This window comes from Brevibacterium oceani (assembly GCF_013623835.1).
GTDB lineage: Bacteria > Actinomycetota > Actinomycetes > Actinomycetales > Brevibacteriaceae > Brevibacterium > Brevibacterium oceani.
On the sequence record NZ_JABKDE010000002.1, the window covers coordinates 428848 to 447504 of the forward strand.

The 18657-nt window shown below is 66.5% G+C and carries 25 protein-coding genes; 22 read left to right on the forward strand and 3 right to left on the reverse strand.

Features of this window, described 5'->3' with window-relative positions; translation table 11 throughout:
- The first annotated feature begins 24 nt into the window (after window positions 1-24).
- The 10 genes from HK401_RS05375 to HK401_RS05420 all read left to right on the forward strand — a co-directional run bounded on the left by HK401_RS05375 (window position 25) and on the right by HK401_RS05420 (window position 4581).
- The gene (locus HK401_RS05375) at window positions 25-495 is read left to right on the forward strand and encodes a phosphatase domain-containing protein (RefSeq protein ID WP_181273625.1); all 471 of its coding nucleotides are present in this window, start codon (window positions 25-27) and stop codon (window positions 493-495) included.
- 12 nt (window positions 496-507) lie between these two features.
- Window positions 508-1113: a deoxynucleotide monophosphate kinase family protein gene (locus HK401_RS05380; RefSeq protein ID WP_181273626.1), complete on the forward strand. Its 606-nt coding sequence runs from the start codon at window positions 508-510 to the stop codon at window positions 1111-1113.
- A 34-nt stretch (window positions 1114-1147) separates the two neighbouring features.
- Complete coding sequence (locus HK401_RS05385) at window positions 1148-1741, forward strand: hypothetical protein (RefSeq protein WP_181273627.1); 594 nt, start codon at window positions 1148-1150, stop codon at window positions 1739-1741.
- A gap of 47 nt (window positions 1742-1788) precedes the next feature.
- The gene (locus HK401_RS05390) at window positions 1789-2031 is read left to right on the forward strand and encodes a hypothetical protein (protein WP_181273628.1); all 243 of its coding nucleotides are present in this window, start codon (window positions 1789-1791) and stop codon (window positions 2029-2031) included.
- Window positions 2032-2043: 12 nt separating this feature from the next.
- On the forward strand, window positions 2044-2394 hold the full coding sequence (locus HK401_RS05395; RefSeq protein ID WP_181273629.1) for a hypothetical protein: 351 nt from the start codon (window positions 2044-2046) through the stop codon (window positions 2392-2394).
- A gap of 19 nt (window positions 2395-2413) precedes the next feature.
- Entirely contained in the window at window positions 2414-2677 is a 264-nt protein-coding gene (locus HK401_RS05400; RefSeq protein ID WP_181273630.1) for a hypothetical protein, read from the forward strand.
- A complete protein-coding gene (locus HK401_RS05405; protein WP_181273631.1) occupies window positions 2674-2958 on the forward strand; it encodes a hypothetical protein in 285 nt (94 codons plus the stop codon). Before HK401_RS05400 ends, HK401_RS05405 begins: the two co-directional genes overlap by 4 nt.
- A complete protein-coding gene (locus HK401_RS05410) occupies window positions 2951-3295 on the forward strand; it encodes a hypothetical protein (RefSeq protein WP_181273632.1) in 345 nt (114 codons plus the stop codon). The genes HK401_RS05405 and HK401_RS05410 overlap by 8 nt, the downstream gene beginning before the upstream one ends.
- Window positions 3296-3333: 38 nt before the next feature.
- Window positions 3334-3822 carry a PH domain-containing protein gene (locus HK401_RS05415; RefSeq protein WP_181273633.1) on the forward strand — a complete coding sequence of 163 codons (489 nt, stop codon included), beginning with the start codon at window positions 3334-3336 and terminating at the stop codon, window positions 3820-3822.
- 96 nt (window positions 3823-3918) lie between these two features.
- Window positions 3919-4581, forward strand: a complete 663-nt coding sequence (locus HK401_RS05420; RefSeq protein ID WP_181273634.1) for a class I SAM-dependent methyltransferase — start codon at window positions 3919-3921, stop codon at window positions 4579-4581.
- 1 nt (window position 4582) lies between these two features.
- On the opposite strand, the gene HK401_RS05425 is transcribed toward HK401_RS05420, so the two are convergent.
- Complete coding sequence (locus tag HK401_RS05425) at window positions 4583-5683, reverse strand: hypothetical protein (RefSeq protein ID WP_181273635.1); 1101 nt, start codon at window positions 5681-5683, stop codon at window positions 4583-4585.
- 3 nt (window positions 5684-5686) lie between these two features.
- Window positions 5687-6403: an SDR family oxidoreductase gene (locus HK401_RS05430; protein ID WP_181273636.1), complete on the reverse strand. Its 717-nt coding sequence runs from the start codon at window positions 6401-6403 to the stop codon at window positions 5687-5689.
- Between the two features lie 215 nt (window positions 6404-6618).
- On the opposite strand from HK401_RS05430, the gene HK401_RS05435 reads away from it, so the two are divergent.
- The 7 genes from HK401_RS05435 (at window position 6619) to HK401_RS05465 (ending at window position 10511) form a co-directional block, all read left to right on the forward strand.
- Window positions 6619-7047: a hypothetical protein gene (locus HK401_RS05435; protein ID WP_181273637.1), complete on the forward strand. Its 429-nt coding sequence runs from the start codon at window positions 6619-6621 to the stop codon at window positions 7045-7047.
- Window positions 7047-8153, forward strand: a complete 1107-nt coding sequence (locus tag HK401_RS05440) for a DUF6545 domain-containing protein (protein WP_181273638.1) — start codon at window positions 7047-7049, stop codon at window positions 8151-8153. Before HK401_RS05435 ends, HK401_RS05440 begins: the two co-directional genes overlap by 1 nt.
- Before the next feature lie 114 nt (window positions 8154-8267).
- On the forward strand, window positions 8268-8765 hold the full coding sequence (locus tag HK401_RS05445) for a hypothetical protein (protein ID WP_181273639.1): 498 nt from the start codon (window positions 8268-8270) through the stop codon (window positions 8763-8765).
- Between the two features lie 126 nt (window positions 8766-8891).
- Entirely contained in the window at window positions 8892-9287 is a 396-nt protein-coding gene (locus tag HK401_RS05450; protein WP_181273640.1) for a helix-turn-helix domain-containing protein, read from the forward strand.
- 150 nt (window positions 9288-9437) lie between these two features.
- Window positions 9438-9950 (forward strand): hypothetical protein, encoded by a 513-nt coding sequence (locus HK401_RS05455; RefSeq protein WP_181273641.1) that lies wholly within the window; start codon window positions 9438-9440, stop codon window positions 9948-9950.
- A gap of 181 nt (window positions 9951-10131) precedes the next feature.
- Window positions 10132-10281 carry a hypothetical protein gene (locus tag HK401_RS05460; RefSeq protein WP_181273642.1) on the forward strand — a complete coding sequence of 50 codons (150 nt, stop codon included), beginning with the start codon at window positions 10132-10134 and terminating at the stop codon, window positions 10279-10281.
- A complete protein-coding gene (locus HK401_RS05465; protein ID WP_181273643.1) occupies window positions 10281-10511 on the forward strand; it encodes a hypothetical protein in 231 nt (76 codons plus the stop codon). The genes HK401_RS05460 and HK401_RS05465 overlap by 1 nt, the downstream gene beginning before the upstream one ends.
- Before the next feature lie 89 nt (window positions 10512-10600).
- On the opposite strand, the gene HK401_RS05470 is transcribed toward HK401_RS05465, so the two are convergent.
- Window positions 10601-11215: a LysM peptidoglycan-binding domain-containing protein gene (locus tag HK401_RS05470; RefSeq protein WP_181273644.1), complete on the reverse strand. Its 615-nt coding sequence runs from the start codon at window positions 11213-11215 to the stop codon at window positions 10601-10603.
- Window positions 11216-11398: 183 nt separating this feature from the next.
- On the opposite strand from HK401_RS05470, the gene HK401_RS05475 reads away from it, so the two are divergent.
- The 5 genes from HK401_RS05475 (at window position 11399) to HK401_RS05495 (ending at window position 18646) form a co-directional block, all read left to right on the forward strand.
- Window positions 11399-12283, forward strand: a complete 885-nt coding sequence (locus tag HK401_RS05475; RefSeq protein WP_181273645.1) for a hypothetical protein — start codon at window positions 11399-11401, stop codon at window positions 12281-12283.
- Between the two features lie 103 nt (window positions 12284-12386).
- Window positions 12387-13415, forward strand: a complete 1029-nt coding sequence (locus HK401_RS05480; protein WP_181273646.1) for a hypothetical protein — start codon at window positions 12387-12389, stop codon at window positions 13413-13415.
- Between the two features lie 177 nt (window positions 13416-13592).
- Window positions 13593-14831 (forward strand): AAA family ATPase, encoded by a 1239-nt coding sequence (locus HK401_RS05485; protein WP_181273647.1) that lies wholly within the window; start codon window positions 13593-13595, stop codon window positions 14829-14831.
- Window positions 14832-14901: 70 nt separating this feature from the next.
- Window positions 14902-16605 (forward strand): hypothetical protein, encoded by a 1704-nt coding sequence (locus tag HK401_RS05490; RefSeq protein WP_181273648.1) that lies wholly within the window; start codon window positions 14902-14904, stop codon window positions 16603-16605.
- A 109-nt stretch (window positions 16606-16714) separates the two neighbouring features.
- A complete protein-coding gene (locus tag HK401_RS05495; RefSeq protein ID WP_181273649.1) occupies window positions 16715-18646 on the forward strand; it encodes an AAA family ATPase in 1932 nt (643 codons plus the stop codon).
- The last annotated feature ends 11 nt before the right edge of the window (window positions 18647-18657 follow it).

The window sequence follows — 18657 nt, forward strand, 5'->3', positions numbered from 1 at the left end:
CCGCACGACGAAGAAGGATTTGAGATGACCGATTCTCTGATCGAGGCAGTCGTCGTCGACGTCGACGGCACACTGTGCGACGTCTCCGGCATCCGCCACTACGTCGTCGACCCCGACCGCCGGAACTTCGACAAGTTCCACCGCGCCTCTGCGCTGTGCCCGCCGATCTCGGAGACCATCGAGTGGGTCGAGGACCACCGCAGGCGCGGCCGAGCGATCATCGTCGTGACCGCCCGTCAGCGGACGTACGAGTCCATCACTCGCACCTGGCTGCGCAAGTGGGAGGTCCCGTTCGACGCGCTCCTCATGCGGGCGACCCGCGACCAGCGCCCCGACAGGGACGTCAAGCGGGACATCCTCGCGAGCATCCGAGCGGAGGGCTTCGACGTCGTCGCCGCCATCGACGACAACCCCGGCGTGATCGCGCTGTGGGAGTCGGAGTCGATCCCCGTCACCGTCGTCCCCGGCTGGGACGACCCCATCGCCATCCCGTGAAGGAACAACCTCATGACCTCACGCATCATCCTCGGCATGACCGGCGTCGCCGGCTCAGGCAAGGACACCGCTGCCGCCGGCCTCGTCGCCGACCACGGGTTCGTCCGCCTCGCGATCGGCGACGAGCTGAAGCAGGCGCTCTGCCTCGTCGACCCGCCGGTGCCGTTCCGAGAGCCCGACGGTTCCATCAGCTACATCATGCTCGCCGAGCTCGTCGACAAGGCGGGCTGGGACCAGGCCAAGCAGCACCCCCTCGTCCGTTCGATGCTCCAGAAGATGGGCTCGGACGCCGGCTGGCAGCTGCACGGCGAGGCCCTGTGGACCTCGCGCCTCGATGCCCGGATCGCCGAGCTCGACCCCGACCAGGACGTCGTCGTCACCGACATCCGCATGCCGCACGAGGCCCGCTGGCTGCGCGGCATCGACGGCTCGGTCATCCGCGTCACCCGTCAGGCGGCGCTGGAGGGGCTCATGCCTGAGCAGCGAGAGCACATCAGCGAGCAGGGCATCGCGGACCCCGACTACGAGATCGCCAACGACGGGTCCGTCGATGACCTGCACGAGGCCGTCCTCCAGGTCGTCATGGAGATCGCCGACCACTGGAACCGCTCCGCGTGACCGCACCCCAACCGAATCCTGAAGGAGGAGACCCATGAAGAACCGTGCTCGCACAATCGCTGCTGCTGTCCTTGGTATGACCCTCGTGCTCACGGGCTGCGGGAGCACTCTGTCGCCCGAGGACGTCGCATGGGACAAGATCGGCGAAGGCCCCATCGTCGCGATGGACAGCTCCGCCGGCGTCTATGTCTCCGGATACATGAGCTCCGGCATGTTCGGCGGGCACGGCGAGATCGAGTCCGAGGGCGTCATCGACTACAAGTACGCCCGCGAGCTCGACGACGGCGGGGTCCGAGAAGACCTCGTAAGCACGACCTATCAGCGCTTCTCGCCCTCGCTCGGGCCGAACGACGGCAAGTACCCCGGGAGCCGCGTCGTGACGATCTACCAGGACGCAGAGCCGGACGGCTCCGACGCCCGGATCGAGATCTTCGAGTGCGCCCTGCCCGAGAACGTCAAGGCCGAGAACGAGAAGCGCGCCCCTGTCGACAGCACCTATCTACCCGACACCTGCCGCACGCCCAGCGGAACCGCACTCGACCGATATGAGCTGCGTGTGGACGTCCACGTGCCGCCGGGATCCGTCGTCGAGAAGTACGACGACCAGGACGAGGAAGACGGTTCGTGACCGTCGACACCATCTGCTCAGCCCGCCATCAGGAAGTGAGGCACCGCGTGCCCGAGAATGACCACCGATCCGCCGACGGGCCGCGCCTCTTCGGCGTCATCCGCGCGCTCGATCGTCTCGCCGTCGCCGCCCGCGCCGGAGACGCCCAGGGGTACCGCGCCGCACTGGCCGAGGCTCGTGTTCAGGAGGCCACCGAGGAGCAGATCCTCGACTCCTACCGCTGGGGCCGTCGCGGCATGGGCGCGCATCCCGACTTCGACCACCACGGCGAGCCGCACCGCCGTCCCTGAAGGAGCACACTGATGACCACCGGAATCTTCACCCAACCCGCAGCGTCCGTCCTCGAGGACGTCGACGAGTTCTACTTCGGCGGGGTCTTCCCATGGTTCCACGGGACCCGCCTCAGCGACGACGGGCGCTTCGTCGTCGTGACCCTCACCGATCCCGACGAGGACGACGGCGCGAACGAGACCACGAAGGAGTACACGCTCAGCGCCGGTCGCGTCAAAGACGCATTCCTCGAAGCCAAGCGCCTGGGCTACCACCTCTGCTGCGAGAACGAGATCGCCGACGAGCAGCTCGGGTACGGCTGTGCCCAGGACCTCGGCATCGTCCTGCAGACCGCCTGCTACGGCCGACTCGTCTTCGCCTGACCCGATATGGAGCAACGCCATGCCCAACTCCGACCCGTACCCCGAGCACGCCAAGCTCTCCGCGATCAGCGACGAGTCGCAGGCCATCGGCCAGTTCCTCGAGGACGGCCCGTACCTCCTCGCCGAGTACTGCGAGATCGAGGGCTTCCGCGACCCCCAGCTCGTCCCCGCCCAGAAGCCGATCCAGCAGGTCCTGGCCGAATACTTCGACATCGACCTGGCGAAGATCGAGGCCGAGAAGCGGCGGATGCTCGAGCAGATCCGAGAGGAGACCTCACGATGACCGACCTCACCGCCCATATGCGCGCAATCACCGACGAGCTCGAGCGCACGACCGAGGTCGACACCCTCGATCGCGCCCAGATGCGCGTGCGCCTCGTCTTCGACATGTTCTACGACGCACGGGATCCAGAGCCGGGCGAGCCCGACCAGGCGATCCGCGACTGCCTCACCGATCTCATGCGCCTGGCCGCGGAGCGCGGAGTCGACTTCGAGGACGCCGTCCGTCGGGCCACAGGCATGTGGTCCGAGGAGCGCGAGGACTGGGGGCTCGACGATGTCTGACGCACCGATCGACCCCGCAGAGCGCGACCGCGCCGTCGAGGAGAGGCTCAACGCCGACCTCGGCATGGACGTCGCCCACGTCGAGCAGCAGCTGCGCTTCCGACTCGACCTCGTGCGCATGAAGCGCGGGGAGTCCGGTCAGCTCGGCTACGTCTTCATCGACCGCGACCACCACCCGGACGCCGCCGTCGTCTTCGACGATCCCGCTGCCGCGGGGTCCGCGCTCGAGGACCACCCGCTCATCGACGCCCTGTGCGAGGAGGACTGCCTCGACGCCCGGGTCGGTGGCGACGTCCGCCTTGCCGACCTCGTCGGCAAAGAGATCATCCTGCCCTGAGGCGCTGAACGCGCCGTGGCCGAACCGAAAGGCACACCATGCCGGAAGAAGTCCTCGTGCGACTGCGCACCCATCCGAAGATCCTGGTCGGCCCCGTGGTCGTCCAGATCGTACTGATCGCCTGCCACGTCGGCCTCGTCGCCGTCTGGCCCACGGGCAGGTTCGGCGTCACGTGGATCGACGACTGGGGGCCGCTCGCGCTGCACGCTGTCGTCGTCGTGTTGGAGATCGCGTACGCCATCATCCCCGTGCTGCGCTGGTGGATGTCCATCTGCACCGTCACCACCCGGCGCGTGGTGCGACAGTGGGGGATCGCCGTGCGCCGGACTTACGAGATCCCCATCGACCGCATCGTCTCGGTCACCACCGAACGCGGGATCCTCGATCGGATCTTCGGGTGCGGCACCCTGGTCCTCCACGACGCCGGCTACGCGCCGAACAGCACTGCAGGCGTGCGCTTCCACGACGTGCCCCGCGTCAAAAACGTGCAGGACATCATCGACGATCTGAGGCGTGAGACGAGCTGAAAGGCACGCCTGACCAGACGACGACTCGAATTCGTACTACAGTGGAATATGTTCCACTGGCCTGCTTCCCGTTCGATCCATGAAGGACCTCACTCCATGACCCATAACGACGCCCGTCGCGGCTCGCGCATCTACAGCAAGCCCGTCCTCGCGACCTACGACACTCTCGTCGTTCGGCTGTCCAACTCCCTCGCCTGGCGCTGCCCGAGCCGCCTCATGCTTGCTCAGTACAACCGTCTGGTCGGCGACCGCCATCTGGACGTGGGGCCAGGGACCGGCTGGTACCTTGCGCACGCCGACATCCCTCGAGGCACGGACCTGCGGCTGATGGACCTCAACGCCAACAGCATGGAGATGACCGCCGCAAGGCTGTCGGCGCGCGGCTCAATCGCCGCTTACGAATTGAACGTGCTCGATCCGCTGCCCCCGGCCGTGGGCAAGTTCGACTCCATCGGCGTGAATTACCTCTTCCATTGCGTGCCCGGCACCTGGGCCGAGAAGGGCATCGCGTTTACGAACCTGGCCGAGCACCTCGCCGACGGCGGCGTGCTCTTCGGCGCGACGATCCTGGGCCACGGCGTGCGGCACAACCTCGGCGGCAGGGGCCTGATGGCGCTGTACAACCGCCTAGGCATCTTCCACAACTGGCGCGACGACGCTGAGGGCCTTCGCACAGCGCTCGAGCTCAACTTCGACGACGTCGACATCGAAGTGGTCGGCACGGTCGCCGTCTTCAGCGCCCGTCGACGCAGCCGTTGAATCACAGATCCAGCCGCACCACCGCGTCGTGACCCTGGACGCCCGACCTGACCCCAACGACGGTCATCGCCACCTCGCGAACCGAACCGTCGACCCGGCGCAGCGCGACCGGCATCGTCGTGCTGTTCTCGGTGTTCTCAGCCGCAGAGCGGATGAACTTGTGAACCCGGCAGTCATCCTCGACGATGAACTCTCCGAGTCCACCGACCTGGCCGAAGTCCTCGTTGCGCCACGAGGTCGAGGTCATCAGGACGTCGAGAGTCTCGACGTCGACAACCGCCATCGGATTCTTGACCAGCGACATCACACCTCGGAGCACGTCGTCGACGCGGCCCGCGTTGACGTCTTGGACGAAGGCCATGTCGTGGAAGGTCTCCGGCACCTCGTAGCTGAATCCGAAGATCCTGATCGTCGTCGCCGTTCGTTCGATCGGCACGATCTGTCCGACGAGTCGCAGGTGCTTCCGGCCCCTGTGCTCGGCCCCGTAGCCGGTGACCACGTTGTACGTCAGGCAGCGAAGAACGCCTGTCATCTTCATCGCACCCTCGCCGGCAAGCCCTTCCTGGATGCCGTCACGGACGAGGCTCGCCACCCTCATCTGGTCGGAGCGGTCGATGAGCTCGTTCGACCACTCACCCGTCTCCCAGAATCCCTGCGTCTGCTGATCGACCGCAGGGTCGACCTCGTAGATCTCGTAGAGGTTGCGGTCCCAATAGGTGCGGCGCTGCATGGTCGGCTGCTGCTGGTCGTCCAGCTCGATCTCCCACTCCCAGCTGCCGACCAGAGGGCGCGGCGGCAGAGCTTCTTCGACAGGGGCGACCGCTGCCAGCACCCCCATGGGGCTGTTAGAGCGCGGAGAGGCCGTCGGCTCGACGACCACCCGCCATCGCCTGTCCACATGCTCGACGACTTCGTCGATGGCCTCGCCCGTCTCGTAGGCCTTGGCGATTCTGTTGCTGTCGAGCAGCAGCTCGCGGGGGATGCGCTTGGTGAACTTGCGGGCCGAGCTCGGACCGCACGGCTCATCGTCGACCAGTACGATCTGGCGTGCGCCGGGGCCGCCGAAGAGGCCCCAAGAGCCGGAGTCGAGTTGCACTGTCATTGACTAGATACCTCCTGCCACCGGGATCGTCGCTCCCGACATGTACGTGTTCTCAGCGGTGTGGACCACCGCCGACGCGACCTCCTCGGGCGTGCCGAGCCGCCCCAGCGGGATGCCCTCCAGCATCGCCGTCCGCGCCTGCTCTGAGACGTCGGCCATCATGTCAGTATCGGTCGCGCCCGGGGCGACGACGTTGACCCTGACGCCGCGACCCGCGTACTCCCGCGCCATCGAGCGGGCGAAAGCCTCCACAGCCCCTTTCGAAGCGGTGTAGTTGCACTGCCCGGCGACTCCATACTTGGCCGACATCGACGACACCAACACGATCGATCCGCCGCGCTGCCTCATCATCGGCCCGAGCGCCGCCTTGGAGGCAAGCATCGGACCGATCGCATTGACCTGCATGACCTCGGAGATGTCCTCTTCGCTCATCCGCAGCAGGAGCTTGTCCCGCGTGATGCCCGCGGCCACGACCATCACGTCGAGGCGTCCGAGGGCCTCCGTGGCGGCCTCGACTCCTATGGCGATCGATTCGCCGTCACGGACATCCATCTCAACAGGGACGACGCCCTCGGGCACCGACCCTCCCGCACGATGCGTCCCGGCCGTAACATAACCGGCGTCGCGCAGCTGGCGGACGGTCGCAGCCCCGATGCCTCGAGTAGCGCCGATCACGAGCGCGGTAGGCGCAGGATCCCTTGTTTCGTTCTTCACTTCCATTCAGCCTCTCTGTGCGGTATCGTCCGTTACAAACACGTTACGGGACTTGTACCCCTTCGTTGGCAAACGGCAGGCGGTGTCTCCGATCTTCTCAACACAGAGGACCGCCGATGCCTGCTTTCAGCACCAACCTTCTCCTGCTCCTTCGCCGTCCTGCGCTCCTTCGGGGGCGAGGGAAGCGAGACATCTATACGCGCGTTCACAGCTCTCCCGACATGCTCGATGCCTTCGAGTGGCCCGAGGACGCCTCGTACGAGGCCCTGGGAGAAGCCATCGCATCCGCTCGCGGCTTGAAACTCCGCCTCAGGCCCATCCCCGAAGGTATGGGTCACAGTGAGCTGAGCGGACTCACCACAGTCGTCGGCAACACCGCTCACGTCTTCTTCGACCCGGCGCTGTCTCCCGTCAATCGGGAGCAGACGATCCTGCACGAATATGCTCATATCCTGCACGGAGACGTCCGAGCCGATTCCGAGTGTACGCACGCGCGCACCATGTTCGACGATCCGATGGAGACGCGCGCTGAAGCTACCGGCATGCGGTTGTTCGAAGCGCTTCGCCGCCGACATTCAACCTCCGATACCAGCTATTGCGGCGATCTCGTCAGCTTCTTCGCAGGTGCGGAGGACGTGGTCGTTCACTGATGACCGAACTCGTCATCGTCAGCATCACCCTCATGGTGACCCTGATCGTCTCGACCGCCTACCACGGACGTCGCCGCACGAACCTGCTGCGATACGGCTGCTTCGCTCTGTTCACTGCGACGCTGTGCCACAGTCTGGAGCCGTTCATCGATGGCCCCTGGCTCAGCATCGGGCTGCGACTGTCGATCCTCGCTGCCCAGGTCTCCGCAGTCCTTCTCATTCTCACGTTCAGACGGAAGCGGCTCTCTCCTCGCGTCAACACCGCGATCATCGCCACAGGTGTCGCCATAGCCATCGCCGAGATCATCTCCCTCCCATATCTCCCTCGCTATTCCGATGGAACCATCTATCCGCAATCCGAGTTCGAAGCCGCCGTCGAAGTCGGCGGAGCGACTCCCATGCTGGTCTACCACGGCCTCTACCTCGCGGCGTTCGCTGCTACGACCTGCGTCGTGCTCGTGGGATCCTGCGCGGCGGTGACCAGAAGCGGTCTGCCATGGAGCGTGAGAGCGTCGCTGGCGTTCACCATCGCTGCTGCCTGCGCCACCGTTCTGTTCATCCTCTCCTCATTCATGGATCTCCTGGAAAGGCCGATCCTCGGCGGTGCTGCTCACCGGAAGGACATACTGGTGATCGTCGTCACATTCCTCTTCCTGGCTCTGGCGACAGGAGTCGTCCATAAGATCATCAGGAGAAGCGCCTCCCGTCTCGAGGTCCTCGTCGCCAGCGACCTTGTGGAGCCACTCTGGAGGGCCACCACGTCGTTACATCCCGAAGTTCGCTTGCCTGCCGGCGAGCTGCGTCAGATGGACCCTCAGACGAATCTGTCCCGCTTGACCATTGAGACGCACGATGCCCTCAAACTCATTCGCGAAAGCGACGACCCGGCTCTGGAGCCCGTGCGTCGTGCCCACCCTCATGACCCGCATCTGACAGCAGGACTCGTGCGCCACCTGATCGGCGAGACCACAGTGCCACCCGTCAGCGGCCCCACCCGCGCGATGAGCAGAATCGGTGACCTCTCGAAGTCCGGAGACGAGTCCTTGGCTGCTTCGGTCGGAGCGCTCCGAGACATCCGCTTCGCCATCGACGAGCAGAATAGCTGAGAGCCGATGCCGCGCTCGAAAGCCACGGCGCAAGTCCTCAGCAGCGTCTTCGCTCCTGCTGCCTCTGTGGCAGCGATCTGCATGCTCACTGCCCTCGTGGGTGCAAGGACCGTGTTGGAAGGAGTCACCTGGGGGCTCATTGGCGCACTGTTCTGTTCCGCCATACCCATGACAATCATCCATGTCGCTGTCCGCAGAGATCGTCTGACAGACCACCACGTCACTCGTCGCGGTCAGCGATGGTGGGTTTTTCTCTGCTGCGTGGTCTCTGTGCTGGGCAGCCTCGGCCTTGCTCTCCTGTTCAGTGCGCCGGCAACGCTGGTTTGGGCGTTGATCACCATGATCGTCGGCCTCGCCGTCGTCGGCATCGTCACTGTGGTTTGGACCAAGGCCTCGATGCACATGTTCTGCCTGGTCGTCCTGATCCTCTTGGCCGCTGCGATGATCTCGCCGTGGTGGATCGCCGCGCTGGTTGTCGGGGTCCCGATGATCGGCTATGCGCGACTCGCGCTCGACCACCACTCTCTTGCTGAACTCGCAACAGGGGCAGCGCTGGCCGTCGGCGTAACGGCTGCGGCGCTGCCTACGATGCCCACGTCATTTGTTCAATGATCAACTTTTCTTCGTGTCGAGTGGCCCCGATTGGAAAACGTTCCACTAGGATGGTGGTCAACACCCGGATGTTGCAGAACTGCGACAATCGGCTTCAATCCTCGGATCGCGATGAAAGGCAGCGCCGTGACCATTGCCCAACGGCTCGAACAGCTGTTCTCAGAGACTGCTGGCCCCCACGGCCGCCCCGTCACCATGAAGGAGATCATCCAAAGGATGGATCAGCGCGGCATCTCGTCCATGTCGCTGAGCTATCTCCAGCAGCTGCGCAAGGGGGAGGCCGAGAACCCTCGACTGCAGCACCTCAGAGCCCTGGCAGACGCCTTCGGCGTCCCTCTGACCTACTTCCTCGAGGATGATCCGGACGACGCTGACAACCGGGAACTGACGCAGCAGGAGCGCACCCTCGCGCTGCGCGTCCATGGGCTCAGCGACGGTGCACTCTCCAGCATTCGCGCTGTCGTGGAGCTGGCCCGCAAGAGCGAGCAACTCGACGAGCAGGGAGACCCCGAAGGAGACTGAACGAGGAGCTCAATGGCAACGCCGGTGCCGACGACGAGTATTTGAGTGGAAACTTTTCCACTGATGTGGCATACTCGGTAACACGTCCGGCAGTGATGCCGCTTTCCGCACACCGCGGGAGCCGGCGACCCGCCCATGAAGGAGCATCCGATGGTCAACCTGCACCCCACGTCCGACGAGTTCCGCGGCTTCGACGAGGCCCGTTCGATCATGTGGTGCCATGAGGCGCGCGCCAGAGTCCATCGCCAGCTGAACTTCACGCCCTTTGTCTCGAACCCCGCCGTGCGCTCCGTCCACGTCGACAACGTCACCCGCGCCGACCGCGCCTTCCTCACGGCCTTTGACGACCAGGGCAAGCGGGTCGACGCCGACACGGTCTTCACCGACGACGCCTCCCAGCGCATCGACGTCACGCCCGAGTTCGACCACGACTTCACGAGCATGCCGGTCGCCCCCGGTTCGCAGCTCGCCGACCTCCTCGCCGAGGAGAAGGGGTGGGCTATCGACATGCGCGCCCTGCGCAGCTACGACCTCGATGCCGATCGCCGAGCCACGCAGCGCGCGGTCTTCCTTGCGCACCTCGGCGACATGATGGCAACCGGGCAGATCCAGGGGTTCCTCCTCGACGGGATGTCCGGCCCCGACGAGCCGGACGCGGCGTGACGCCGCGCCGCCGGACTCGACACGACAGGCCCCGTCCATTCGGACGGGGCCTTCTCGTATCCGGAGTCGACGGTGGAGATCCCAGCGGGTGGACCGACTGACGTCGGTCCCGGGAGAGAGGTGGCGGTGGACGCCGATGGCGTCACCGTCACCGCACATCATTCGCGACCACAGGAGCGACATGTCCCGATTCGCCTACATCGTCGAGGTCGACGCCCCCACAAAGGAGCAGGCCGACCAGGTCATGGCCGAACGCGTCCTGCCCGAAGAGGAGTACGACTTCGTCGGCGACTACAGCATCGCTTACCGCGATGTGGAGGAGGAGGGCTGATGTCCACGGAGTTCGATCCCTCGCTCGTCGAGCACACCGTCGTACTCAAGGGCCGCCTCGTCCACGTCTACAAGGTCGGGGGAGGCACGCCCGGACGGCGCTACGACGGCCTCTGGGGATACCGCGTCCGCTGCCAGGGGAGACTCGTCGCCTCCGGCGAGGACCTGAGGACCGGCATGCCTAAGACCCATGACGAGGCTGCTCTGATCGCTCTGGAGCTGGTCACCTGAAGAGGGACCGGCAGACGAGACGAAACGAGGCCCGGACGCCGCGTCAGCAGCATCCGGGCCTCGTTCATCATCCCGCGGGAGCGGGACCGTCACACCGGCGGGATCAGCAACGACGCGCCAGCGTAGATGAGGTTCGGGTTCTGGATCCTGTTCTCCTCGACCAGCACCCCGACCGGGACGCCGGTCTCGCCGGAGATCTCGGTGAGCGTGTCGCCCGGCTGGATGACGTACGTCTGAGTCTTCGACTCCGACCCGGGCTCCGCCTCGTCGGCTCCGCGCGAGCCGTCCGGGTCATCTTCGTCGCCGCGCCCGGTCTCCCGGTCGTCTGACGAGGAACCCGCGTCGTCCCCCTCGGCCCCTCCCTTTTCGAAGGCGTCGGGGATGCCGTTGCGGTCTCGGTCCGGCAGCGTCACCGTCACGGTGCCGTCCTCGTCCCCGCCGGCGGGCGACTCGCTCGCCGGCGCGGGTGCGTGGACAGTCGGCTTGTCGTCGCCTGCGAGTGCAGCTGCGATCCCGCCGTCTTCTGAGGCCATGTGCACGAAGCCCCAGCCGGCGAACAGCAGCGCGCCGCCAACGACGATCCCCGAAGCGAGAATCGGCCCGTTGCCGAAGCCCGTGGGCCCCAGTCGGGACCGCGGGGTCGCCCTCTGGGCCGGAGGCTCGGAGGGCTCACCCCCGGGTGGCGTCCGGTTCTCATCCGTCATCTCTCTTGCCCCTCTCTGCGGCCGCACTCGAATGATGTTGTGAGTCTACGAGTCCATTCTACTCATAAGCGAGTCGAACTTGATAGAATCAAGGAGGCGAATGGCTCCCGACTGACCACTCGGCGTCCACCGACAGATCATCCACAACGACCACCACGTCACAACACGAAGGAAGTACCCACCATGGCCAACTACTCCGTCCAGGCCGAACAGCTCACCGAGGGCACCACCGTCTCCATCCGCGGCAAGCTCGCGTTCGCGCGGCTGACCCGCCGGATCGAGGGCGACGAGCTCGCCAAGGTCAACCAGCGCAAGATCCAGAACGGCATGAGCCCGGTGAACCAGCCGCACACCACGGCCACGATCACCGAGGCCGACGTCGTGTACGTCGATCCGGCGAATCCGACCGCCGAGGAGCGCTTCGTCGCCGAGCGCCGATACGCCTCGAAGAAGAACCCGGACACCGGTGCCAACTACTCGATCGACTCGAAGGGCAACAACCTGCCGATCATCGGGATCCCCTCGCCGAAGGGCGACGGCACCTTCGACCAGGACACCAGCGGGCGCGAGCTCGACCGCGGCCTGGATGTGGAGCTCGTGCTCCGCGTGTACAAGCCGAAGAACTACGCCAAGCGCGGCCTCGCCCTCGAGCAGGTCATCGTCCACGAGACGCCGCGCTACTACGGCGGGTCGGGAGTCGACACCGCGGATCTCAAGGCCCGCGGCATCGTGTTCAACTCCCAGCCGCAGGCGGTCGCCGCCTCGGAGGCCAACCCCGTCGGGTCGGCTCCTGAGCCCGAGGACGACGGCGGCGAGGCCGCCAGCCTGCCCGCGCCCGCTCCGCAGGCCGCACCGCAGGTCCAGGCGCAGCCCGCTGCGGCTGCGCAGGAAGCTCCCGCCGCCGCTGCGACGGCGACCGCCGAGGAGTCCCCGGCGGAGAAGCTCGCCCGCCTCGAGGCGGAAAACGCGGCGCTGAAGAACGCCGGATCCGCCGTCGGCGAGCCGGCCTCGGCCACCCCGTGGAACGCCCAGGGCGCTCCGCAGGGCGGGATCACCTACCAGAGCTGACCCGCACCCATGGATACGAGACCCCCGTCGTCGACCGTCACTCACGGCCGCGGCGGGGGTCTCGTCTTCGTCTCCCGTCCACCCACGACCCGAAGGCACTGATGTGAGCGTCGTCGACCCCCGCACGATCTTCCCGAACTTCTACGACAACCCGTCCATCCGCGCGATCGCGGACGCTCAGAGGTGGACGGTCTCCGGCCGCCTGGGGGACGCCGACGACGGCAACAAGGCCCCGATCGACATCCGTCACCTCATCGACGGCTGCGGCCCTTCATGCCGCCACGAGGGCCCGCTCCGCGGCGCGTTCGACATATCGCCAGTCTGCCTGGTCGATCTCGACGAGCTCGTCCGTGAGCTGCCCGACGCAGCCAACAACGCGTTCCACCTGCAGTCGAGCACCGACGGCTTCATGGTCGTCGACATCGAGCCCGACTGCCCCGAGGAGATCGCGCGGGACCTGCTCCGCATGCCGGGCATCCTCTACTCCGAGGTCTCGATGTCCGGCCGGGGGTACCACCTGCTCGTCCCGGTGCCGAGCAACCTCCACGACTTTCCGCTCGCGGTCGGCAAGCGCAAGATCCGCGAGTCGCACGGCTGGTACGAGCTGCTGCTCGATCACTGGGCCACCTTCACGCGCCGCCCCATCCCATCCGAGGCCCTCGCACGCGCACGAGCCGCCGCGAACCCTCCGGCCTTCGCCACCGTCGAAGACCTCTACGCCGACCTGGCGGCGGGCGTGCGCGAGTCGGCCGCGGCATCCGGCTCGGTCATCGCGACCGCCGAGGACGCGCCCGACATCCCCTACGGCATCGACATCGTCTCCCAGACCCGGCAGGCCGCCGAGGGCCACCTCAAGACGCCCGACGACTTCGACCGGGACATGTCCCGCTATGAGTTCAGCGTCCTGGGGTCGCTCTACGGGTGGCTGCGCACGCAGGTCTCCGAGTACAGCGCATACGGCGTCGAGTACTCCGCCAGCGATGTGACCTGGCTGCTCTACCTCGCCGCGGTCGAGGTCCTCGAGCCGCGGCCGAAGCACCACCAGACGCGCAACGGCAGGCCCTACCTGCTCGACCGAGCGGCGTCCCTCGTCGCCGACCGGCGGGCACGGGAGGAGCGGGTCCCGGCCTGAGCGGGGCTGTTCCGGCTGAGCGAGCTCACCCGGTGATCGCGCGGAGCGCGATCCGGGATGGCGGTGGGCAGCGGGAGCGCCACCGCCATCGACACGGCTCCTGTCGCATCACGGGTCGCCCTGCGCGGGCGGCCGAGGCCACCTCCCTCTCACTCATCACAGAAGGATTCATCAACCATGCGTTTCACCGACACCCTGACCACTCTGATCCGCCAGTCCCTCGAGGTCGGCGCGACGCCGGCGCTCATGGGCGAGCCCGGCATCGGCAAGTCCTCGTTCGTCGAGGGCCTCGCCTACGAGATGAACACCAAGGCCTTCGTGCTGCCGGTGAACCAGCTCGCGGCCAAGGAGGACCTCACCGGCGCGCGCCTCGTTCCGTACACCAAGGACGACGGCACCGACAGCCACAAGCAGGTCTTCTACCCGCACCACGTCATCCAGGAGGCCATCGACTACGCCGAGGCCAATCCGCGGGAGTGGCCGATCCTGTTCCTCGACGAGATCAACCGCTCGACCGCCGACGTCACCTCCGGCGTCCTGACGCTGGTCACCCTGCGCAAGATGGGCCACGTCGTGCTGCCGAAGAACCTGCGCATCATGGTCGCCGGCAACGACAAGGGCAACATCACCGCGCTCGACGAGGCGAGCCTGTCGCGCTTCGCCGTCTTCCACGTCGAGCCCGACGCCTCCACGCTGATGTCGATCCTCGGCGACGGCATGAACTCCTGGGTCAAGACGGTGCTCACGCAGAACCCGACCCTGGTCTTCCAGAAGTCGACGCCCGGCGCGATCGTCGCCGACGGGAGCGATGAGGACGAGGACGGCAACGTCACCATGGCCGACCTGTTCGACGGCGGCGAGGAGATGAACCAGCTCACCACGCCGCGCACCATCGACAACCTGTCGAAGTGGCTCAACGTCGCCGAGCGCGACGAGCTGGCCGCCTACCTCGCCGCGCCCGCCGCGGTCGAGGGCCGCGAGACGACCCAGCTCAACGAGGTCGTCGAGGCCTACGTCGGCGACACTATGTTCGCCACGCAGCTGGTGGCTACGATCGCCGCGGACCTCGCCTCGGGCTCCGGTGCGCAGACGAACCGCGTCTCCGTGCCGCGCCCGAACTGCTACGCCGATCTGAAGTCCGCGACCTCGGTCACGGAGCTCAGCGACCGCATCGACCAGCTGACCGCCAATGAGCTGTCCGGGTCGCTGGTGTACGCGCTCAAGGAGAACGAGGACAACTCGCGCCTCATCGCCCAGCTCGCTCAGACCATGAACCAGATCGAGCCGGACCACACGCGCACTCTCATGGAGATGATCAGCGCCAACCAGGTCGACCGGCAGAACCTCGAGGCCTTTCTCGACGTCAACGCCCCGATCGTCGACCAGGCCCGGCCGATCATCTCGGCGTACCTCTGATCGCTTCGTCGCCGGTGGCCGGGGCGGGGGAGACTCCTCCGTCCCGGCCCCGCATCGCAAGGAGACACCGATGACGATCACCGTCACCAACCAGAAGCCGGCCGCGCTCGACCCGGTGCACACCATCTCGTGCGCCGGCGACTACGACCCGCTGCCCGCACTGCAGCGCACGATGGTCGACCCGCTGCTCGAGCCGCTCAATCCGGCTACGCCTGCAGTCGTCACGGACGACAAGGGCACCGACATCACCGCGGACATCCCGCAGCTCATGCTCGACGCCTTCGGGGCCGACACCGCCCAGCCGGGCCTCGATCAATCTGTGAAGGACCTGCTCGGCCAGACCCTGGTCCACTTCGACCAGTCCACGGCGCTGCCGGTGGGAGAGGCGTTCGCGGTCCAGGCCGGACGGCGGAACAAGCTGCCCGACCCCGGTCCTCGCGTCATCTACACCGCGCAGGACGACGTGATCCCCGCCGCGAAGGGTCTGCTCGCCGGCTCGACCGACGAGAGCCTCTTCTTCGCGTCGCTCGCCTATGCCTACCACCCGAACACCCTCGGGTTCTGGTTCCAGTCCGATGCGGAGTTCTCCGGTTTCACCTCGTGGCTCGCCGGTCAGGTGCAGGCCATGTCCACCACGCTGCCGCCGGACACGGCGAAGCTCATGAACGACGCCGTCCAGCTGAGCCTGTCCGGGCTCACCGAGTCGCTGGTCATCCGCAAGGACGACGGCGATGGCAACGACGAGATGTCGTTCGCCCGGCTCATGGTCAACATGCTGATGAGCTACATCGGACAGCAGTCAGCCCAGGCACAGGCGACCGCACAGGGCCAGGTGCCCGCCACGCTCAGCGTCGGCGTCCTCCCGTTCACGGTCGGCGAGCTGTTCTGCCCGCGCTCCCTGGTCTTCGTCAACGTCGAGGCGCATGCGCGCGCGACGGCGAAGAAGGTCACCCGCGAGTGGAACCTCATCAACCAGTCCCTGTCCTCGCCGGTCAAGGTCGTGTCGAACAAGGCCCTGTCCAAGCTCACCAGCCTGCCGCGCGCCGCCGCGCGCGCCCAGGCGATGGGGGCGCAGAAGATGGCCGGCCAGCCGGGCAGCCGCTCGGCGCAGGTGAAGTTCCGCAAGGCTCCGCCATCGCGGATCGACCTGTTCAAGGACATCTCCCGCGTGCTGAACCGCATGGGCAAGGTGAACAAGTCGCAGAACGTGTTCCGCACCACGCGGTCCACCTTCCTCAAGGCCAATCGCCGCGACCCGAACGACATCAACAAGGCCGGTCGGATCACCTCGGTGCAGTACATGCCCGACATCCACGTCTACATCGACACCTCCGGGTCGATCTCCGAGGAGAACTACCAGGAGGCGGTGATGATGCTCATCCGGATCGCCAAGAAGCTCGGCGTGAACATGTACTTCAACTCCTTCAGCCACATCCTCTCCCAGGAGGTGATGCTGCGGGTTGAGAACAAGTCCGTCGCGCAGATCTGGAAGGAGTTCCGCCGGATCCCCAAGGTCACCGGCGGCACCGAGTTCAAGCAGGTGTGGGACTACGTCAACGCCTCGCCGAGGCGCAGGCGCAGGCTCAGCCTGATGATCACCGACTTCGAGTGGCCCGTGCCGCCCACTCGCGAGAACCATCCGAAGAACCTCTACTACGCGCCGTGCTCGGCCATGGACTGGGACTACATGGTCGCCAACGCCGAGCACTACGCCGACGCGATGAAGCACATCGATCCCACCCTGCGGCAGAAGCTGCTCGGCATGGTCGTCTGACATCTCGCGCCATCGAGAGCGGTGCCGGTCCACCCGTGAATCGGCACCGCTCTCGACGTCACACCTCTCACCTCTCCACCCGCCCATCCGACACCTGAAGGAGGACACCGTGGGTCTGCACAACTTCACCTCCGGCTCCGACGACGACAACAGCGGTGGCAACGGCCCCGGCGGCCCGCCGTCGTCCCCTTCCGGGATGCCGCCCGCGGCCAGCCCCGGCGACGAGATCGAGGACCTGCTCGTCGACTACAACGCGCGTTTCCAGAACGCGGACCCCGCGCCGTTCCGCGACGCGCTGATCAGCCAGACGCTGTCCGTCCTCATCAGCAAGAACAAGCCGAACCCGCTGCTCGTCGGCTCCGCCGGCGTGGGCAAGACGAGGATCGTCGAGGACATCGCCCGCCGCATCGCCGTGGACGACCCGCTGATCCCTGACCAGCTCAAGGGGCACACGGTCTACGAGCTGTCGATCTCGTCGATCGTCGCCGGGACCGGCATCGTCGGCTCCCTCGAGCAGAAGATGCAGGAGATCATCGCCTTCTTCACCACCAAGAAGAACAAGGCGGTCCTCTTCCTCGACGAGATCCATCAGATCACCGGTGGGTCGAGCACGCACAGCGACTCGACCATGCGGAAGATCTCGCAGATCCTCAAGCCCGAGCTCGCCCGCGGCGACATGTCCGTCATCGGTGCGACGACGAGCACCGAGTCCCGCGCCTTCGACGCCGACCCTGCGTTCTCCCGACGCTTCACCCGGCTCATCGTCGACGAGCTCACCGTCGATCAGACCCATGAGGTCATGCACTCGGTACGCGCCGGGCTGATGGCCCACTACCGTCACCAGATCACCGTCTCCGACGACGTTCTCGCTGAGGCGGTGACGATTTCCGAGGCTCACTCCCGCGCCGACCAGCACCGCCCGGACAAGGCGATCACGCTGCTCGACCGGGCGATGGCTGACCGCGTGATCGAGCAGAAGAGGCTCATCGCCCAGGCCGAGGCCGACGGCAACGCCTCTCTTGTGCAGACGCTGCGAGCCATGCCGCAGATGCCTCTGACGACCAATCGAGTCCTCGACGTCGCCAAGCGGCTGATGACCGGAAACGCGCAGCAGCACGACTTCGACGTCGACGCCCTGCGCGCCGAGCTCACCGCGCGGCTGCAGGGCCAAGACGAGGTCCTGGCCGAGCTCGTCGACCGCCTCGCCCGCGAGAGCCTCGACGTGTTCCCGACGAAGACGCCCACGACGTGGATGTTTGCCGGGGCCTCCGGCGTCGGCAAGACCGAGGCCGCGAAGGTCATCGCCGAGGCCGTGACCGGCACGGAGCCGATCATTCTCAACATGACCGAGTTCCACACGCCCCAGGACACGGCGAAGATCGTCGGTGCACCTCCGGGGTACATCGGCTCGGACTCCAACAGGGAGCTGCCGTTCGACTCTCTGGAGTCGAACCCGCACCGGGTGATCCTCCTCGACGAGTTCGAAAAGGCGGACAAGTCCGTGCAGCGGCTGTTCCTCTCGGCCTTCGACGAGGGCTACATCCGCAACGCCCACGGGAAGACGCTCGACTTCTCCAAGGCGCTGGTCATCTGCACGACCAACGCCGCGAGGGAGTCGCTGTCGAAGCAGACCATCGGGTTCGGACCGTCCACGCCGCAGAAGATCTCGCACAAGAGCCTGAACAGGGCACTGGCGGACTTCTTCGACACCGAGCTGCTCGGCCGGTTCTCGATGATCGTGGGTTTCAATCCGATCGACGAGCCCGTGTACCGACAGATCGTGGCCGCCGACTACGCCCGCCAACGCGAGCGGATCGTCGACGCCAAGCCGCGGCTCGCCCAGGCTCTGCCGGCGACCATGCCGGACGACCAGCTCCGGGCGCTGTCCGAGACGACGTTCGTCGATGCGCAGGGCGCGCGCCCGGCCCGCAGGGCCGTGCGGACCTGGATCGAGGACAGGCTCCTGGCCGCCCGGTCCCAGTCCGCGCCGACGCAGGCAGTCACGTCCGCGCCCGCGGACGACGAGTCGGTCGAGGACTGACCCGACACTCG

Excerpts from the sequence above, each read along its gene's own strand:
- HK401_RS05375 (WP_181273625.1), top strand. The coding sequence starts at position 25 with ATGACCGATTCTCTGATCGAGGCAGTCGTCGTCGACGTCGACGGCACA.
- HK401_RS05380 (WP_181273626.1), top strand. The coding sequence starts at position 508 with ATGACCTCACGCATCATCCTCGGCATGACCGGCGTCGCCGGCTCAGGC.
- HK401_RS05385 (WP_181273627.1), top strand. The coding sequence starts at position 1,148 with ATGAAGAACCGTGCTCGCACAATCGCTGCTGCTGTCCTTGGTATGACC.
- HK401_RS05395 (WP_181273629.1), top strand. The coding sequence starts at position 2,044 with ATGACCACCGGAATCTTCACCCAACCCGCAGCGTCCGTCCTCGAGGAC.
- HK401_RS05400 (WP_181273630.1), top strand. The coding sequence starts at position 2,414 with ATGCCCAACTCCGACCCGTACCCCGAGCACGCCAAGCTCTCCGCGATC.
- HK401_RS05405 (WP_181273631.1), top strand. The coding sequence starts at position 2,674 with ATGACCGACCTCACCGCCCATATGCGCGCAATCACCGACGAGCTCGAG.
- HK401_RS05410 (WP_181273632.1), top strand. The coding sequence starts at position 2,951 with ATGTCTGACGCACCGATCGACCCCGCAGAGCGCGACCGCGCCGTCGAG.
- HK401_RS05415 (WP_181273633.1), top strand. The coding sequence starts at position 3,334 with ATGCCGGAAGAAGTCCTCGTGCGACTGCGCACCCATCCGAAGATCCTG.
- HK401_RS05420 (WP_181273634.1), top strand. The coding sequence starts at position 3,919 with ATGACCCATAACGACGCCCGTCGCGGCTCGCGCATCTACAGCAAGCCC.
- HK401_RS05425 (WP_181273635.1), bottom strand. The coding sequence starts at position 5,683 with ATGACAGTGCAACTCGACTCCGGCTCTTGGGGCCTCTTCGGCGGCCCC.
- HK401_RS05430 (WP_181273636.1), bottom strand. The coding sequence starts at position 6,403 with ATGGAAGTGAAGAACGAAACAAGGGATCCTGCGCCTACCGCGCTCGTG.
- HK401_RS05435 (WP_181273637.1), top strand. The coding sequence starts at position 6,619 with ATGCTCGATGCCTTCGAGTGGCCCGAGGACGCCTCGTACGAGGCCCTG.
- HK401_RS05440 (WP_181273638.1), top strand. The coding sequence starts at position 7,047 with ATGACCGAACTCGTCATCGTCAGCATCACCCTCATGGTGACCCTGATC.
- HK401_RS05455 (WP_181273641.1), top strand. The coding sequence starts at position 9,438 with ATGGTCAACCTGCACCCCACGTCCGACGAGTTCCGCGGCTTCGACGAG.
- HK401_RS05460 (WP_181273642.1), top strand. The coding sequence starts at position 10,132 with ATGTCCCGATTCGCCTACATCGTCGAGGTCGACGCCCCCACAAAGGAG.
- HK401_RS05465 (WP_181273643.1), top strand. The coding sequence starts at position 10,281 with ATGTCCACGGAGTTCGATCCCTCGCTCGTCGAGCACACCGTCGTACTC.
- HK401_RS05470 (WP_181273644.1), bottom strand. The coding sequence starts at position 11,215 with ATGACGGATGAGAACCGGACGCCACCCGGGGGTGAGCCCTCCGAGCCT.
- HK401_RS05475 (WP_181273645.1), top strand. The coding sequence starts at position 11,399 with ATGGCCAACTACTCCGTCCAGGCCGAACAGCTCACCGAGGGCACCACC.
- HK401_RS05485 (WP_181273647.1), top strand. The coding sequence starts at position 13,593 with ATGCGTTTCACCGACACCCTGACCACTCTGATCCGCCAGTCCCTCGAG.
- HK401_RS05490 (WP_181273648.1), top strand. The coding sequence starts at position 14,902 with ATGACGATCACCGTCACCAACCAGAAGCCGGCCGCGCTCGACCCGGTG.